Annotated in this window: 17 protein-coding genes; 12 read left to right on the top strand and 5 right to left on the bottom strand. The window is 44.7% G+C overall.

Going from position 1 to position 16739, the window contains the following annotated elements; all coding sequences use genetic code 11:
- Positions 1 to 23: 23 nt before the first annotated feature.
- Together era and QUA45_RS09175 are read left to right on the top strand one after the other, a co-directional pair.
- Entirely contained in the window at positions 24 to 935 is a 912-nt protein-coding gene (era, locus tag QUA45_RS09180) for a GTPase Era (protein WP_333220407.1), read from the top strand.
- Positions 936 to 1025: 90 nt separating this feature from the next.
- The gene (locus QUA45_RS09175; protein WP_333099632.1) at positions 1026 to 1853 is read left to right on the top strand and encodes a TIGR02452 family protein; all 828 of its coding nucleotides are present in this window, start codon (positions 1026 to 1028) and stop codon (positions 1851 to 1853) included.
- Positions 1854 to 2621: 768 nt separating this feature from the next.
- Here QUA45_RS09175 and ppsA read toward each other — a convergent pair.
- Complete coding sequence (gene ppsA / locus QUA45_RS09165) at positions 2622 to 5231, bottom strand: phosphoenolpyruvate synthase (protein WP_333220383.1); 2610 nt, start codon at positions 5229 to 5231, stop codon at positions 2622 to 2624.
- Positions 5232 to 5306: 75 nt separating this feature from the next.
- Between ppsA and QUA45_RS09160 the strand changes: the two genes are divergently transcribed.
- The 8 genes from QUA45_RS09160 to QUA45_RS09130 all read left to right on the top strand — a co-directional run bounded on the left by QUA45_RS09160 (position 5307) and on the right by QUA45_RS09130 (position 8795).
- On the top strand, positions 5307 to 5696 hold the full coding sequence (locus QUA45_RS09160) for a hypothetical protein (RefSeq protein WP_333220381.1): 390 nt from the start codon (positions 5307 to 5309) through the stop codon (positions 5694 to 5696).
- A 236-nt stretch (positions 5697 to 5932) separates the two neighbouring features.
- A complete protein-coding gene (locus tag QUA45_RS09155; protein WP_333220379.1) occupies positions 5933 to 6163 on the top strand; it encodes a DUF433 domain-containing protein in 231 nt (76 codons plus the stop codon).
- Positions 6160 to 6246 (top strand): DUF5615 family PIN-like protein, encoded by an 87-nt coding sequence (locus QUA45_RS29145; RefSeq protein ID WP_333099645.1) that lies wholly within the window; start codon positions 6160 to 6162, stop codon positions 6244 to 6246. Before QUA45_RS09155 ends, QUA45_RS29145 begins: the two co-directional genes overlap by 4 nt.
- A gap of 7 nt (positions 6247 to 6253) precedes the next feature.
- A complete protein-coding gene (locus QUA45_RS09150) occupies positions 6254 to 6493 on the top strand; it encodes a DUF5615 family PIN-like protein (RefSeq protein ID WP_333099635.1) in 240 nt (79 codons plus the stop codon).
- A gap of 62 nt (positions 6494 to 6555) precedes the next feature.
- Complete coding sequence (locus QUA45_RS09145) at positions 6556 to 7548, top strand: DUF6602 domain-containing protein (protein WP_333220377.1); 993 nt, start codon at positions 6556 to 6558, stop codon at positions 7546 to 7548.
- A gap of 381 nt (positions 7549 to 7929) precedes the next feature.
- Complete coding sequence (locus QUA45_RS09140; protein WP_333099637.1) at positions 7930 to 8151, top strand: hypothetical protein; 222 nt, start codon at positions 7930 to 7932, stop codon at positions 8149 to 8151.
- On the top strand, positions 8144 to 8566 hold the full coding sequence (locus tag QUA45_RS09135) for an aspartyl protease family protein (protein WP_333099638.1): 423 nt from the start codon (positions 8144 to 8146) through the stop codon (positions 8564 to 8566). Before QUA45_RS09140 ends, QUA45_RS09135 begins: the two co-directional genes overlap by 8 nt.
- The gene (locus tag QUA45_RS09130) at positions 8559 to 8795 is read left to right on the top strand and encodes a hypothetical protein (protein ID WP_333099639.1); all 237 of its coding nucleotides are present in this window, start codon (positions 8559 to 8561) and stop codon (positions 8793 to 8795) included. Before QUA45_RS09135 ends, QUA45_RS09130 begins: the two co-directional genes overlap by 8 nt.
- 79 nt (positions 8796 to 8874) lie before the next feature.
- Here QUA45_RS09130 and QUA45_RS09125 read toward each other — a convergent pair whose 3' ends face one another.
- The 3 genes from QUA45_RS09125 to petM form a co-directional block, all read right to left on the bottom strand.
- Positions 8875 to 9792 carry an NAD(+) kinase gene (locus QUA45_RS09125; RefSeq protein ID WP_333220375.1) on the bottom strand — a complete coding sequence of 306 codons (918 nt, stop codon included), beginning with the start codon at positions 9790 to 9792 and terminating at the stop codon, positions 8875 to 8877.
- Between the two features lies 1 nt (position 9793).
- Positions 9794 to 10771 carry an NmrA family NAD(P)-binding protein gene (locus QUA45_RS09120; protein ID WP_333099641.1) on the bottom strand — a complete coding sequence of 326 codons (978 nt, stop codon included), beginning with the start codon at positions 10769 to 10771 and terminating at the stop codon, positions 9794 to 9796.
- Positions 10772 to 10968: 197 nt separating this feature from the next.
- Positions 10969 to 11073, bottom strand: coding sequence for a cytochrome b6-f complex subunit PetM (petM, locus tag QUA45_RS09115; protein WP_172189541.1), 105 nt, complete (start codon positions 11071 to 11073; stop codon positions 10969 to 10971).
- Between the two features lie 70 nt (positions 11074 to 11143).
- Here petM and pdxA point away from each other — a divergent pair, with 70 nt between their 5' ends.
- Both pdxA and QUA45_RS09105 read left to right on the top strand, forming a co-directional pair.
- Entirely contained in the window at positions 11144 to 12241 is a 1098-nt protein-coding gene (gene pdxA, locus QUA45_RS09110) for a 4-hydroxythreonine-4-phosphate dehydrogenase PdxA (protein WP_333220373.1), read from the top strand.
- 120 nt (positions 12242 to 12361) lie between these two features.
- Positions 12362 to 15976: an OmpA family protein gene (locus QUA45_RS09105; protein WP_333220371.1), complete on the top strand. Its 3615-nt coding sequence runs from the start codon at positions 12362 to 12364 to the stop codon at positions 15974 to 15976.
- A 229-nt stretch (positions 15977 to 16205) separates the two neighbouring features.
- Here QUA45_RS09105 and QUA45_RS09100 read toward each other — a convergent pair.
- Positions 16206 to 16739 (bottom strand): biotin--[acetyl-CoA-carboxylase] ligase (locus QUA45_RS09100; protein ID WP_333220369.1); only part of this gene is annotated, 534 nt, incomplete at its 5' end.

Here is a 16739-nt window from a genome sequence, read left to right as displayed (position 1 = left end):
AATTTATCGACGTATCGGACATCATGGGTGTTCCCGTGGCTCCGGCGGGTTACAAATCCGGCTTTGTGGGTATTGTCGGACGCCCGAATGTCGGAAAATCAACGCTGATGAATCAGTTGGTGGGGCAGAAAATTGCGATTACTTCGCCGGTGTCTCAGACGACACGTAACAGGCTGCGGGGCATCCTAACGACACCGGAAGCACAAATTATTTTTGTAGATACTCCCGGAATTCACAAGCCGCATCACCAACTGGGCAAGGTTTTGGTGCAGAATGCCCGCACAGCGATTCAGTCGGTGGATGTGGTGCTGTTTGTGGTGGATGGTTCGGTGGAATCGGGAGGGGGCGATCGATATATTGTCGAAATTCTCAGCAATTGCAAAGTTCCGGTGATTTTGGGGATGAATAAGTTGGACGAACAACCGGAGGATTCCGTGTTGATCGATCGAACTTACGAGCAAATTGTCAATCCTGAGTGGCCTGTAGTGAAATTTTCGGCTCTCACGGGCGAGGGTGTCGAGCCGCTGCAAAAATTGTTAATCGAACATTTGGAGGTTGGGCCTTATTATTATCCGCCAGATTTGGTGACTGACCAGCCGGAACGCTTTATTATGGGCGAATTGATTCGGGAACAGATTTTGCTGCTGACGCGGGAAGAAGTGCCGCATTCGGTAGCAATTGCGATCGACATAGTTCAAGAAGAAGCAAAAATTACGCGCATTCTGGCGACAATTCACGTCGAACGGGATTCCCAAAAAGGCATTTTAATCGGTAAAAGCGGCAGTATGCTCAAGTCGATCGGCAGTGCGGCGCGAGAACAGATTCAAAAGTTAATTGAAGGCAAAGTATATTTGGAGTTATTTGTCAAGGTGCAGCCGAAGTGGCGGCAGTCGCGCACTCGTTTGGCGGAATTGGGATATCGGGTGGAAGAATAAAACTTTGTCAGTTGGCAGTTTCCCTCTCTTAATCCTCATGTGCTCAGAAGCAGAGTTGAGAACTTCATCGAAACCACCAAGGAGGAGTGTATGTCGTTAACAGGTATAGCCAAGGAAACATTACAGATTCTAGAAAAAGGCGAGTTCATTTCAAAGCACGGCCATGTTATTAATTTTGCTACCGAGCAGAAGCTGGCAGAGAAAAATACTAAGTTGTATCGACCCGAAGAAGTTGAAAATTTATTGCAAAATACGCAATGTGATGCGAAACAGAGTCTTTTGGTGGAAGTTACCGATGAGACCACTCAAGTAGCCGCCTACCGTTTGGTAAAAGGTGAAGGTTGCCGCGATCTCGTGATCCTAAACTATGCCTCCGCTCGAAATCCTGGCGGCGGATTTATTAATGGTGCAAAAGCACAAGAAGAAGATTTGGCTCGCTGTTCCGGGTTATATCCCTGTCAATTGACACAGCCCGAGTATTATGAAGCAAACCGATCGCAAGATTCTCTTCTTTACACCGATTACCTGATTTATTCTCCAAAAGTTCCTTGGTTTAGAATCCGCAGTCGTGAATTGCTCGATGATTATTTTTTAGCATCTGTTATTACTGCGCCCGCACCAAATGCAGGTCAAGTATTGCGTCGCGATCCCAATGCGCTTCCCGATATTGAAAAAGCATTGCGGCGACGTGCTGGATATGTACTTGCGGTGGCACAAGATAATGGACATCGATCGTTGTTACTCGGTGCATGGGGGTGTGGCGTGTTTTGCAACGATGCCAGTATGGTAGCAGATGCTTTTGGTCAGTGGCTTGAGAGTCCGCGATTTCATGGATGTTTCGATCGTGTAGTTTTTGGTATATACGATTCGGCTAAGAGTAAGGATACATTGAAGGCATTTAAAAATAGATTTAAGTAAAAGTATTGCATTCTCAGCCTCGCTGTCGTCAATGCCTCTAACAATCCCAACGCACGCCGACTTTCAGGAGGTCATCGGCTGGAGTTTGAGGTAGTTTTTAGCAGGCGATTGGGAGCGTTATCTCGCAAACACTGCCTGACCTTGGAGATGATTCGGAAGCTCGATCGAGAGCTTTACCTACAGAAAATTGGTAGAATAAATAGATACGCTTCGCTCGCGTACCCATGCAACAAGCTAGTATATCCAATCTTTTCACCAAACATCAAACTAGGATATTCTCAAAAATTCCAACTATGAACTACCGAAACCACATCACGATCGAAGCAAATAAACGCGGTGGTAAGCCTTGTGTACGCGGCTTGCGAATTACGGTTTAGGAAGTGCTTGAGTACCGGGCTTCCGAGATGACCTAAGCAGAAATTATCAAAGATTTTCCCGATTGTCACGCGAGAAGATTTAAAAGCCTGCATTGCTGATGCTGCTGACCGCGAGCGTCGGTTTACGATCGATCCCTTATCCGCATGAAATTACTTTTTGATAAAAACTTGTCGCCCGAGTTGCCACATCGTTTGAGCGATATTTTCCCAATTTCGCTTCACGTCGTTTGATGTGGGAATGAAAGGAACGATCGACCTAATAGTTTGGGATTATGCAAAAGATCTGACTGCGCACTTCTTAGTGGAAACGCAGTCAGCCTGGGAACCCTAGCAATAGGGATATTTTGACAGAAATGTCTTAATAATCCCCGTACCGACCGGGCGGGGAGTGTCAAAGGATTTCTACATACCCTTCTGTTCCATGTACGCGAATTCGTTGCCCATCTTCGATCAGTTTGGTCGCATTTTCTACTCCGACAACTGCCGGTAAGCCATATTCACGTGCGATAACTGCTCCATGGGTCATCAGTCCACCAACTTCGGTGACTAGACCTTTTATGGATACAAAGAATGGTGTCCAGCTAGGGTCAGTAAACGAGGTGACTAATATATCTCCATCTTCTAAATCGGCGTCTTCCATGTTTAGGATGACACGTGCTCGTCCCTCTATAACTCCGGAAGAAACAGCCAGGCCTACAATAGCTTCAGCCGGGAGATTTTCTCGTTTGTACGCACCGGCAATCATTTCACCATCAGACGTGAGAACACGTGGGGGAGTTAGTTTTTCAAATGATCTGTACTCGTCTTTTCGTTTGCTGACTATCTGGTAATCCAGTTTATTTGTGCGTACAACTTCGTGCAGTTCTTCAAAAGTGAGGTAGTAAATATCCTCTCTTTCATGAATAACGTTGGCTTGTACGAGTTGTTCGGCTTCTTTCAGCAACGCCTGCTTATAAACGAAGTAGCGATTAACGATGCCGTATTTTGGATATTCACGATAGCCTGCGAAATTCCGGACTAGGCCGATCATCCGCTTTGTTTCTTTGGCTTTTTGTTCACCATCCGGTAATTGCTTCAATCGTTCTAACAACTCTTGTTCTTTGTTCAAAGCCGCCTGTCGCCCCTGCTCAAATTTCCGCTTGCCGGCACCAGGCTCAAAGTTTTTGATGTTACTAAGGATTATGGGAACAAGAGTCGTTGGTTTTTCGCTCCAACGAGTTCTAGTAATATCGATTTCTCCGCCACATCGCATTCCGTATTTGTTGAGAAAAGCATAGATGGCGTCCTGGGCTTCCTGTCCACCATCAAGCTTAACCAGCTCATCCAAAAAGCTATCTTCTTTTACATATTGCAAGTAATTGATTACTTCTGGATACGGGCGAATCACATCTGCAACATCCAACAACTCCAGACCCATTTCCGAAGTAATATTGTTGGATACGGATTGAGAAAGCGTGTCTGCTACGTTCTTTTCACCTAACCACTCCATCATTTTCTCATTGATCCAGGAGGAAGCATTCATACCAGTCATAAGCACACCAAAACTCGGTGAATCAGAGTTGGTCTTCTTTAATTGCTGGATATCTTCCAGGATTAAATCAAACAGATCCGATCCTGATTTCGTTTGGATGGTTTGTTTTAACGCTTCGATCGAGGTTTGACTCTGTTGAATCAAATCAGCAACAATCGCCGGATCGTAGTCGTTTAGGGTTTGAAAATCCGCAGGCGATCGACCTTTACTGCTTTTGCCGGGACTCCGATCGTCGGGTAACGATTTTATAAAATCTCCCCGCTCTATGATGGTTGTAAGTGCGTCTTTCATGAGCGGATCGGATTTTCCCAATGTGACGTTTAATATAGTTTCTCTGCCGACAGGTGAAGCCAGCGTCGCTGTAACATCAACAAATAACCTTCCACCAGCAGTGTGCATGGGTGCATGGGTCGTTAACAGAAAAAAAGACAATCCCAATGGTTTCATGGCATCGGTCATCATTTGGTTGTGACCGACAGATACATAGACGTGGTTTTCCCGATCGTTCGCTTCAGGGATGGGGTATAAAGTAGTGATTGGCCGACTCTGGACAATATAAAATGTATCATCAACCAAACACCATTCGATGTCCTGGGGACAGCCGAAATGTTCTTCGATCTTTCGACCCGTGCGCTCAAGCTGTAAAATCTGCTCATCCGTCAGCGCTTGCCTGTTCTGTCTCTCAAGCTCAATTTCCTGTTTTTTCGTACCGCCATCTTTTAAGGCATAAACAGCCAGTTTCTTGGTAGATATCTTCTTATCGATAACCTTGCCGTTACACACTTTATAGTTATCGGCATTCACCAGGCCGGAGACCAAGGCCTCGCCAAGTCCGAAGCTGGCATCAATGGATAACACTTTTCTATTAGAAGTGACGGGATCGGCAGTAAACAAAATTCCTGCCACCTGCGGGAAGACCATCTTCTGAACAACCACAGACAGGTAGACTTTACGGTGGTCGAAGCCGTTTTGAAGGCGATAAATTACTCCTCTCTCGGTAAATAGCGATGCCCAGCACTTGCTGATATGCTGATAGATTGCCTCCTTTCCGATAATGTTCAAATACGTATCCTGCTGGCCTGCAAAAGAGGCCGTCGGTAAATCCTCTGCCGTTGCGCTGGATCGTACTGCATAGGCATTTTTGTCATCAAGCATGGAGAGGAGGCGGGCGATCTCTTGATTAATGTCTTGAGGAATGGCTATCCCTTGGATGACCCTACGAATCTCACCGCTAAGTTCACCGATTTTATCCCGGTCTTCCACTTTTAGAAGGGATAAGCGATCGAGTAATTCGTTAATCGACGACGTTTCCCCAATGATTCTTTTAAAGGCTTCAGTAGAAATACAGTAGCCATCCGGTACGCGGATTCCTTCAATCTTGGAAAGTTCCCCCAGGTTTGCGCCTTTACCCCCAACAACCATGATTTTTGTTTTGTCAATGTCCTGAAAACCAAGCACATAGGAACTCATATATTTACCTCCTGTGGGAATTCATTCTTTGATAATTTTGATGATATCCTTCGGGCTAAAACGATTCGGGAATTTTTGCTACAGCATGGCGAACCGTTACTCACAAGTGCATCTTATCCCGAAATAGTCCCTCATTTAGTGTTGATGGCATTTCTGCATCGGGTGATTAATGGTGGGGGAACGTTGGAGAGGGAATATGCGATCGGACGCGACAGAATGGATTTATGTTTGCGTTATGGTGAGGTAACATTGGGAATTGAACTGAAGGTTTGGCGAACTCGGAAAGTCGATCCTTTGAGTAAAGGGTTGGAACAGTTAGATGGATATTTGGCTCGATTGGGACAAGATGAAGGGTGGTTGGTGATATTCGATCGGCGCGAGAATGCGCTCGAATTAGAAGAACGACTGAATACTGAAATTCATCTGACACCAATGGGGCGAACCGTTACAGTTATTCGTGCGTGAAGAAGTTCTGATAAATGCTTTGGTTCTGGCGATCGCCCTAGTGTGCGATCGACTCTCATCTAAAATATAATAAAGAAGGGGTTGACATACACTATCGAGCTGCGGTATTACTCGATTATATCCAGTATTGTACGGCAACTGCAATACAATTATTCGATCGCGCACCCATGTAACAAGCGAGTATATCTAATCTTTTCGCCAAACCTCAAACGAGGAGATTCTCAAAAATTCCAACTATGAACTACCGAAACCACATCACGATCGAAGCAAATAAACGCGGTGGTAAGCCTTGTGTACGCGGCTTGCGAATTACGGTTTATGAAGTGCTTGAGTACCTGGCTTCCGAGATGACCGAAGCAGAAATTCTCGACGATTTTCCCGATTTGACGCGAGAAGATTTAAAAGCCTGCATTGCTTATGCTGCTGACCGCGAGCGTCGGTTTATGACCCCGACCTTATCGGCATGAAATTACTTTTTGATGAAAATTTGTCGCCCCTGTTGCCGAATCGTTTGAGCGATATTTTCCCAAATTCGCTTCACGTCCTTTGATGTGGGAATGAAAGCAACGATCGACCCAATAGTTTGGGATTATGCAAAAGACAATAATTTGATGATTGTCTCGAAAGACGCGGATATGCACGACCTAAGCTTAGTATTTGGGAATCCACCGAAAGTTATTTGGCTTTGCCTTGGAAACGGTTCGACATTACAAGTTGAAAATTTGCTGCGTCGGAATTTTAACGCGATCGAATTATTTTATGAAGACGATAATTTATCGCTGCTTTCTTTATCATAATTGTACCGCAACTGCGATATAATTATAAGTTAGCTGACAAAGCTTTTGAGGTTTGAGGTGACGTGCTGAAACAAAAAAGGAGTTCAAGTATTTTGGATAATTGTTATGGGCAGCATGGATGGAAGGAATTTCTAAGAAATAGAAAAGATATTATTACTGAATTTGATAAAGTTCTAGAGCAAACTACGAACCGACCTATTCATGTGGCACATGGTCAAGCTGTAGAAGCATATATTCGTAAATGGTTAGCTGAATTTCTACCGAAAAAGTATGCGGTTACATCTGGTTATATAATCCCAGATTTGTATGATAATAGTGGCAAAATATATCACTATGACATCATTATCTACAATCGCTTAGAAGCTCCTGTTTTATGGACAGAAGGCAACCAAGATAATAGCGAACAAGGGAAGTATAGAGCAATTCCAGCGAAGCACGTAGTCGCGGTTTATGAAGTCAAATCTCGTTTAACAAAAGACAATGTTGCCGAGGCATTAAGTAAACTCGATCAAACGAAAGATTTTAGTAATCAGTTAAATAAAAATTATACCTGTGGTGCAATATTTATAGATCTCAAAGAAAGTGATAAAAATAAAGAATCAATTTTGAAAGAACTTCGCAAAGGCGCTAACGTGTTTGGATTCTCAGGAGGGATGGTTCTCAGATATGAAGGAGATGACACACCAACTGGGATAATTTCTCTTTTGAATACAGAGTCCAATTCAGAAGCAGAAAGTATTCCTTGCAAACCTTTAGCTAAGAGGATCGACGATTTAAAGATTTACATAACAGAAGAAGGGAATATTGAATGTGCTGAACTTGGCAGTGGGGCAATTATGGTCGCTACTGCAGAAAACACATGGTCAGTATCAAAGTTATATGGAGTTACTTATAAAGAGGGATCTATCTCTGTCTATTTAAGCTGGTCTAGAAGTAATTTTTCTGAATTTTGTATTAACTTACTGAGTGCCCTCGAAGGGTTGCCGTACAACGATAAAAATAGACCATCATTTGGGAGAGTATTTGATAAAATTGAGCTAAAAATGAAACCTTGATGTAGCGGTGGTTTTGATCGATCTTATGTCTCCTGACATCTTTTGCTTGAATTTGTATAAGAGTAAGAAATTGGGAGAGTTGTCAGCGGGCGATCCTTGAAAGCCCCTGTCTTTGAAGGCTTATGGTGATCGCAACAAGTTAACAATTCAAATGCAGGCGACGGAAGAAAATCTTGGTGCTGAGTTCGAGATTGTCTGCCACCGCTGATTTGAGTCGTTATCTCGCAAACGCTGCCTGACCTTGGAGATGATTCGGAAGCTCGATCGAGAGCTTGACCTACAGAAAATTGGTAGAATAAATAGATACGCTTCGATCGCGCACCATGCAACAAGCTAGTAGATCCAATCTTTTCGCCAAACCTCAAACGAGGAGATTCTCAAATGCCATTGGCTGAACTAATGTCACAGATCCAGGAACTTTCAAAAATTGACAAGCTTCGGCTGATGCAGTTTCTGGTAACAGAACTGGTCAAAGAAGAAGATGCAACAAACTTTTTTGTTGCCGATCGAGAGTATCCAGTCTGGTCGCCTTACAATTGCTCTGAGGCTGCGAATGTTTTAATGAATCTTCTGACGACAAAACAACAAGAACAGAATGATTGACGCTCAGAGATTTCCCTACAAAATCATTGACACCAGTCTTGGCATGGTCGATCGAATGCCGTATCTGCCATTGACACTCAGCCTGAACGGTCAATCCTTGAACGCTGAGGGCTTACTAGATACAGGCGCAAGCGTTAATGTTTTGCCCTACGAGTTAGGGCTACAACTGGGCTTAGTCTGGGAAAATGAGACACTCTCAATCGTATTGGCTGGGAATTTGGCTCGATTTGAAGCCCGCGCAGTCGTTGTTAATGCTCGAGTTAGTTCATTCCCAACGCTTAACCTGGCATTTGCCTGGACACAAGCAACCAATGTACCTTTGATTTTGGGGCAAGCTAATTTCTTCTTCGAGTTTGATGTCTGTTTCTTCCGGGCACGTTCAGAATTTGAAATCCGTCCTAAGCAGAGTGAATAGAAATGAAGACACTCCCACTATACCGTTATCTCGCAAACGCTGCCTGACTTTGGAGATGATTCGGAAGCTCGATCGAGAATTAAGGATTCCGGTGGATAAATGTCGCCCTACATTACCAACACTAATTGCTGCTTTATTCTACGATTTATCAACAGATAAAGAAATCAAAATCCCTTCAATCGGTGAAAAACGGGAACGGGAATTGCTATCTCCCACAGCTAGGACTTGATATGATATATACGAGCAAGCCAACTGGTTGAGCCAACAATCCCCGTACCTCGATCGTCGGGGAGTGTCAACAACAACTATCAAGGCAATTCAACCGAACTCGGTTTAGCAATGTGAGGCAAGCCCCAGCCCAATTTTTCCCGCAAAATGTGGAAAAACTCAAAAGATTGCACCCGAATAAACCGGGCTGGGTATTGAGCTCGCTCGACTTGCACCCAATCTTCGGGCAGAACATAACATCCGCCGTTACCGTCTACCACCATTACCAGGCGGTTTGGACTCGCCGGCAAAATCTTGACCGGCTCGGTGTTGGAAAACACCAAAGCCCGCGAAGCCATTGAATGCGGGCAAATAGGCAGCAACTGCAACACCGGCACTCCGGGAATGATGACAGGCCCACCGGCAGAAAGGGCGTAAGCTGTCGATCCTGTCGGAGTCGCGATGATGACTCCATCTGCGGCAATGTCAACAGAGGCGTGCTGGCCGATCGCCACTTCAAAATGACACATACAAGTCAGCGGTTCCCGGTGCAACACCATTTCATTGAGACAAAGAGCTTCCCAGAGGCAGTCGTTTTCTCGAAACAGCCGCACCGCGAGCATCGATCTTTCTTCTATTTCGTATTCTCCGGCGATTACCTTTTCCAAAGCTTGCGGCAGCAAGTTCAGGTAAGTTTCTGTTAAAAAGCCCATGTGACCGGTATTGACAGTCAGCAGCGGCACTCCAATCGGAGCGACTTGGCGAAATGCAGACAGCACCGTACCGTCGCCGCCCAAAACCACTGCAAACTCCATGTCGCTGTCAAAACCGGGGGGGACGAGTTGTTCGATCTGAGTGTGGCACAGGGGACGATCGGGGCTAGAATAGCCCAGAATTCCTCCGGAACCAGAAACCGAGCAAACCTCCCAGCCGCGGGCAGTCAGCTTGTCTTGTAACTCTGCGGCGATGCGACAAGCCACAGGTTTAACGTCGTTGTATATAATCCCAGCTTTCGGCACTTTAAAATGTAAAGGGCATTTTTTGTTTACTCCGTTTTTTAGTCTTAAGCTGCTCGTACTCTATTTCCTTGAGCTTCTTCATAATCAGATTAAAGTATTCTTCGAGATAAGACTCCAAAGTAGTAGTTTCTTTGGGGTCGAGTCCGAAGACACTGTAAACTTCATCCATCGGAGCTTTCAAGGGTTTTCCGGCTGCCAAAACTTCTGAAAAAGCCAATCTGTCAGCTACGTTCCAACTCCACTGAAAGAACTTAGCAAATTGACGAGTAGCCTTCAACAAGGCGTCTGGGGTGCGCGTAATTTTGGCTTGCTTCCCTGACAGCCGTTCGCACAACCTCACGATTTCTTCAGCATCCCAAGCGCGATTTCCCACCACCGGAAAGCTTTTTTTCTCGGTTTCGGGAACGGAAAGAGCCCGGACGGCAAATTTAGCAACGTCCTGAGTGTTCATGTAGGCAAGGGCGGATGGCTTGTTGGGCAGCCAGACTGCCTGATTGTCCAAAATCGGCATTGCATACAGGCTCAGCAGTCCTTGCAAAAAGCCGCAAGGTCTCAAGATTGTATAGTCTAGACCGGATTCTGCTAAGAACAATTCGGTACAGCGCTTGATTTCCAACAAGGGGACTTGGGGATATTTCTCCGCGTCGAGAAAGGAAAAGAATATGTAACGCTTGATGCCTGCTGCTGCTGCTGCTTGGATCAGCGATACTTTTCCGTCCCAGTCTACTCTTTTGATGCTGACAGAATCTGCTGCACTGGCTGTTGCTGCATCGATAATAGCACTGACGCCTTCTAGGGCCGGAGGCAGACTGTCTGGCTGGCAAAGGTTCCCCGGTACGAGTTCAGCGCCCCATTCTTTCAAAAATGCAGCTTTTCTGTAACTTCTGACTAAACAGCGCACCTGGTAGCCCTCGTCTAGGGCGCGGCGGGCTATCTGGCGGCCGAGAGTGCCGGTGGCACCTAAAATCAATAAAGTCATCTAGGGATTAATTATGAATCTTAAACTTTCAATAAGATGGTATCAGGTTTTTGTTAAGTTTTTTATAAAAACTTAACAAAAACCTGAATTTTTCTCATTTTAGGCTTGAGATATTCGGCAGAAGGCTGGCTTTCGGCAGCAAGTAGACTCTAGCAGGCAGAAGGTAAAAGGCTTCTGAAGGATTGGTTGAAAAAAACTTATTCTTCGCCGCCTTGCAATTTGAGCAGGAGGAAGCCTCCACCTATACCCACGAAAATTAGGGAAAAGGACAAAAAGGCTGCATTGAAAATTTCAGGATTCATGGTTTTATAAGTCCAATTGGGCGATCGCATTAAATAAAGATAATATAATTTGGGGCAACCATGTACATGAATGCTAAAATTTCAGTGCCGAAATTGCTGTATTTTGTTGGAGAAAACTGCCTTGAGTCTCGATCGGGAATCACAACTAGCTGTAACTCTCGGAGATCCGGCGGGAATTGGCCCGGAGGTGATTCTCAAGGCATTGGCAGATCCCGCTGCTGGTTGGAGGGTAACGGTTATAGGTTCTAGGAGAGTTTTGCAGGAAACTTACGATAAGTTGCGATCGAGCAATCCCGCAGCACAAGTGGCAAATCCCGAAACATTAAACATTATTGATATTGAACCAGACAGCAAGTGGGGCAAAATTGTCCCCGGTGTCGGTAGTGCAGCTAGCGGGGCCGCTAGCTTTGCTTACATGGAAAGCGCTATCGCCCGTACCATCGCCGGCGAATTCTCCGCCATCGTGACAGGCCCGATTTCCAAAACTTGCTGGCAGGCGGCCGGTTACAATTATCCCGGACAAACAGAACTCCTCGCAGAAAGAGCAAAATCGCAGCGATTCGGAATGCTGTTTGCCGCCACATCTCCACACAGTGGCTGGACGCTCGTAACTTTACTCGCTACCACACATATTTCCCTGCGTCAAGTCCCCGATGCGGTGAGTCCCGAATTACTGAGTGAAAAACTAGAATTACTGATAGACTGTTTGCGGGAAGATTTTGGGCTGGAAAGACCGAAAATTGCGATTTCTGGCTTAAATCCTCACAGCGGCGAAAATGGCAAACTGGGAAATGAAGAGCAAGACTGGATGATACCTTGGTTGGAAACGCAGCGCGATCGCTTTCCTCAAGTTCAGTTAGACGGGCTAGTCCCCCCCGATACCCTGTGGGTAAAACCGGCTAAAGTTTGGTACGGTTTAGCCAAGGAAGCTCACGACGGTTACTTGGCAATGTACCACGACCAGGGGTTGATTCCAGTAAAATTGATGGCTTTCGATAAAGCAGTCAACACTACAATTGGCTTGCCTTTTGTCCGCACCTCTCCGGATCACGGCACAGCTTTTGATATTGTAGGTCAAGGGATTGCGGATGCCTCCAGCATGAAGGCAGCATTGCAGTTGGCGGCTCAGTTGGCTAGTCGCAGAACAGCAGTTAAAATAAGGCGATAGCTTTAGTACGCCTGACGCTTGGAAAAATTGTGTCATTCCTATTGATAGTCGCTGGAGTGAGGCGGCAAGCAAGCTGGTAATTTTCTTCGGTCGATCAAAATCACGTTTGGGTAGGGCAGTATGGCAGCATCTAATGATAACTCAGGCAAAATGTATCAGTCAGAAAAAGAGGTTTCTGATGCAACTCAGGCAAGTTCTAAAGCTGGAGAGCAACTTCAGGAATTGCTAACCATACTGACTGAATTTCAGTTATTGAAGAAATCCAAAAAAGAGCCAAGCGAGCTGAAATTACCGCTTTCGGAAAAGTCTGTGCAGCGATTAGAGGATGAGGAAAATCGGCGCAAACAATTGTCTTTCCTGATCGAATCACCGAGTATTGTACCGGAAGTATTAACTAATGATGAAGAAATCCCATCTCAAAGACGAGAAAAAAGTAATAATGAGGAACCCGATTTATCTGTAACCGCGAAGGTAGCCAAAAATTATCCACCGTCTGAGGAAGAGTTAGAACAAGCAGTAGAGGAGTTTAAGCGGTTGCAGCAACTGCTGTTTGAAAGGGATTTACCGGAATTTTACAGTAATGTTTTGAGCGTGGAACAAAGGTTAGAAACTTTTGAGAAGTTGATGTCTGAACCCCAAGAGTTGATGACTTTACTGAGACCGTTAATTCCTGACTTAGTGAGAGATGAATTAGAGGGGTTGAAGTCGGAATTAAAAAAGGCGATCGAACTCGCTAGCAGCGATCAAATTAATCAGCTCGAATTGCAGACCAAAATAGCTGATTTGGAAAATAAAATTGCTAACTTCAACCAGCAGCAACTGCCGAATTCAGAACAGTTAATGCAAAGGGTGATGTTGGTGGTAGGCGAGCTACTCAAGCGTAAGGTAGAGGAGTCTAAGTTAGAGGTAGCTTCGGCGATCGCACCAAAAGTCAATCAAGTAATTCACAATCAAAACGGGCTTGAAGAACAGGTAGTAAGAATTGAAGATAAAGTTGCGAATATTCAACAGCGTTACCAGCAGCAACCGGAAGATTTAATCAAGCAGCTAGTACCAGTAGTTAGCGAATTGCTAAACCGCAAAATTAGTGAATTAAAATCAGAGATTGTAGAAGCTGTTACCCCCTCAGTACAGGTAAGAATAGCTTGGGTAGAAATAGAAGAAAAAGTATTGAGCATCATCGAACGCCGACTGGCTACACAACAGTCGCCAATTCAGAAGCCAGAAGAGATAATGGCGGTGCTAATGCCTGCAATAACTGATTTGCTGAATCAGAAAATCGAGGAATCAAAATTACAAGTAGCAGCGACGATCGAACCTTTGATACAATCAGCAATTCTTCAAAGAGAAGTTCAAGGAAAATTGAGCGATGTAGAAAGTAGACTAAATAATCTTCAGCGACAGCAAAAATCTCAGCCGGAAGATATAATGGCAAGGTTAATGCCGTTAATGATTGAGTCGCTGAACCGGAAAATCGAGGAGACAAAGTTAGAGGTGAGAGAGGCGATCGCACCTGGTGTCAACACAGCTATTCAAAACAGCGGTATTGCAGCACAAATATTAAATAATGAAACTAAAATTGTCGAAGTTCAGCAGCAAGTTTTAGGCGAGATAGAAGGGTTGATGGCAAGAATAATGCCAGTGATTTTAGAAATGCTGTCTCGAAACATCGGGGAAGCAAAGCTGGAGATAGAATCTGCGATCGCCCCCGCTGTCGATGCCATCATTCAGAATAAAAGGATCGATCAAAGACTCGCGAAGATCGAACAAAAGATTGTGGCGATCGAACACCGGATTTATGAATCGACAGACTTGTTTACAGATTTACTGAAACCTTTGATTGACGAGCTGATGGTTAGCCATCACGCCCAACTGCAAAAGTCTGTCATCGAATCTATTTTACCCTTGTTAGATGAAGTTGTAAGTTATAATTACAGACTTAACGATAAAGTAGGCGAACTAGATCGCAAAATTACTGATGCGGAATGGGGAGGCAATCGGGAAGAATTACTTGCCAGAATTAAAATCATTTTTCCCGAAATGATGCTCCAAACAATTAATGAGTCTAGAAAATCATTTGTCGAAACCATAGCTCCGATAATTGATGAAATAATTAATACGAAAAGCCGAGAAAATAGACAATCGATGGGAGTAGCCATATCGCCGGCTCTGACTGTGGGAATCAGCCACAGAATAAGTGAATCCCCCGATGAAATTGCAATGGCGATCGCGCCGGAAATGGCCACCGCTATCAAACAGCAAATTCATCTCAAGCGAGAAGCAATGTCGGATGCACTTTATCCGATCATCGGCAGCACGATTTTAAAATACATCGCCGAGATGATGCGGGAGATTAATGAAAAACTTGAAGCATCTTTAAGTCCCGAGGGAATTAGTCGTAAAATTAAAGCAAAATTACAGGGCATTTCTGAAGCAGAATTGCTGATCAAAGAAACAACACCTCTGAGTGTTAAAGCTGTTTTTTTAATTCAAACAGAATCGGGCTTAGTAATTTCTGCAGTGCAGAAGTCTGAACGCGAACAGCTAGAATCAGAGATGGTAGCGGGGATGCTCACTGCTATTCGGGCTTTTGTCAACGATTGCATATCTCAGTCTGGAAATATTGCAGAAATTGATGCAATAGAATACGGCACATCTACGATCGTATTGGAAGTAGCGGGTTCGTGTTATCTAGCAGTAGTGATGCAAGGAGAAACCCGCCAGTGGTTTAAGTACAAAATGCGAGCGATATTCAACAATATTGTTCAAGAATACGGAGATATAATTTGGTCATTTAACGGCGATCCAGCAACTGTGCCACCAGAAGTCAACTCGAAATTGCAAAAATTAATCGATACAGAGGTAAAAGTTAAATCTTCTAAACGTCCCATTTTACCAATTATCGGTTTGGCAGCGTTAGGTTTAATTGGGGTACCTTGGGGAATTCATCAATACCGCAGCGGAGTTGAAGCCAGCTTAGAAGCAGATACGAATTTAGCATTACAATCTGCTCCCGAGTTATCGGTTTATCGTATCGCGGCAGATGTTAAAGATAAATTATTGCAGATTTCGGGACGAGTGCCGAATCAAAATCTGCGATTGAAAGCGGAAAAAATCGCTCAGCAAGTGGCTCCCCAATCAAGAATTGAAAATAAAATTATAGCCGTTGAAGTACCTCCCGATCCAGTTTTAGTCGAAGCCGATGTCAAGCGGACAGCAGCTCTTTTGAATAAAGTAGAAAGAATTAATATCTCAGCTCGCTATGCAGAGGGAAAAGTCGCCGTTGCAGGCAGCGTGAGCAAAGTGCCAGATGCTCAGAAAATAACTCAAGCTTTTGAGAAAATTCCGGGGGTGAAGTCTGTCACAAATACAGTGATAATAGGAACTCCACCGCCGCCAAAGATAATAATGCCTGTTCGCGTGTATTTCGGTGCAGGTTCGGCAAGTTTGCAGGCGAAAGATGTAGCAGAAAAGCTTAGCAAAGTCAAGGAATATATGGAGAAAAATCGCACGAAGAATTTAAGGATAGTTGGCTACAGCGATTTTAAAAGCACTCCGGTAGAAAATCAAAAGTTGGCACTGGAAAGGGCGACAAATGTGAAAAATATTTTGGTTAGACAAGGGATAAATGGCAACAGAATACAAGTTGCTTCTACTAAGGGTCGTCCGGAAGGTGTGGAGGCAACTCAACCGCTGTGGTTGAGCAGATTAGTAGTATTTGAGGTGATAAATTAAAATAGGGAATTGGTAATTGAAAATAGGGAATAGGGCATCGGGCATTGTTAATTGGGAATTTTCCCTAATGACTAATGACTTCTTTCTCTTAATTTATAGTAACTGGCAAGAAGGTTAGGAAATTTTTTATCGCTGAAAATATTGCTCTGACTGCATTTCCCTTCTTCCTTCTTGCTTCTTCGTTATTCCTGACATCCGTTACATCCGTTGCCGAACTTCCTTCTTCCTCTTAAATTAATCTAACTCGCCCGGAGGTAAAGGGTTGTATTCGATCGCCCGCCAAGCATACTAACAAGCGGCCGCTTCCGTCAATGCCGGCTGCTTCTCCGCAGATGGTTTCCGAGGAAAGTTCGATCGCCACCGGGCAGCCAATCAACCCATCGCGGCGGCGCAATTCCGGCAAAAGTAGCGCTAAACCGGACTTGGAGGCTGGCTTGTCTGTGGTAGAAAACATATCGGCTAGTTCGAGTAAATAGTGCCGCAGTCGATCGACCAAACACAGTTCATCTGGTACTGTACTAGCAATAGAATGCAAGCTTACCGCCTTGCCGAGATCCCTTTCATCCAATCCCGCAGCCGCGAAATCTACGCAGCGGTTGAGCCCAATTCCCACAACGGCGCGAGTTTTACCCAAAGCATTGCCGTTGGTAGCTTCGCAGAGAATTCCGGCTAATTTGTGGCGATCGATCCAGACATCGTTTGGCCATTTCAGGCGCAGCATATCGCGACAGTCGGGAACCAAATCTTCGATCGCGTAAATCAC

Source organism: Microcoleus sp. Pol12A5 (assembly GCF_036701435.1).
Taxonomy (GTDB): Bacteria; Cyanobacteriota; Cyanobacteriia; order Cyanobacteriales; family Microcoleaceae; genus Microcoleus.
This window is presented reverse-complemented; position numbering and strand designations above follow the sequence as displayed.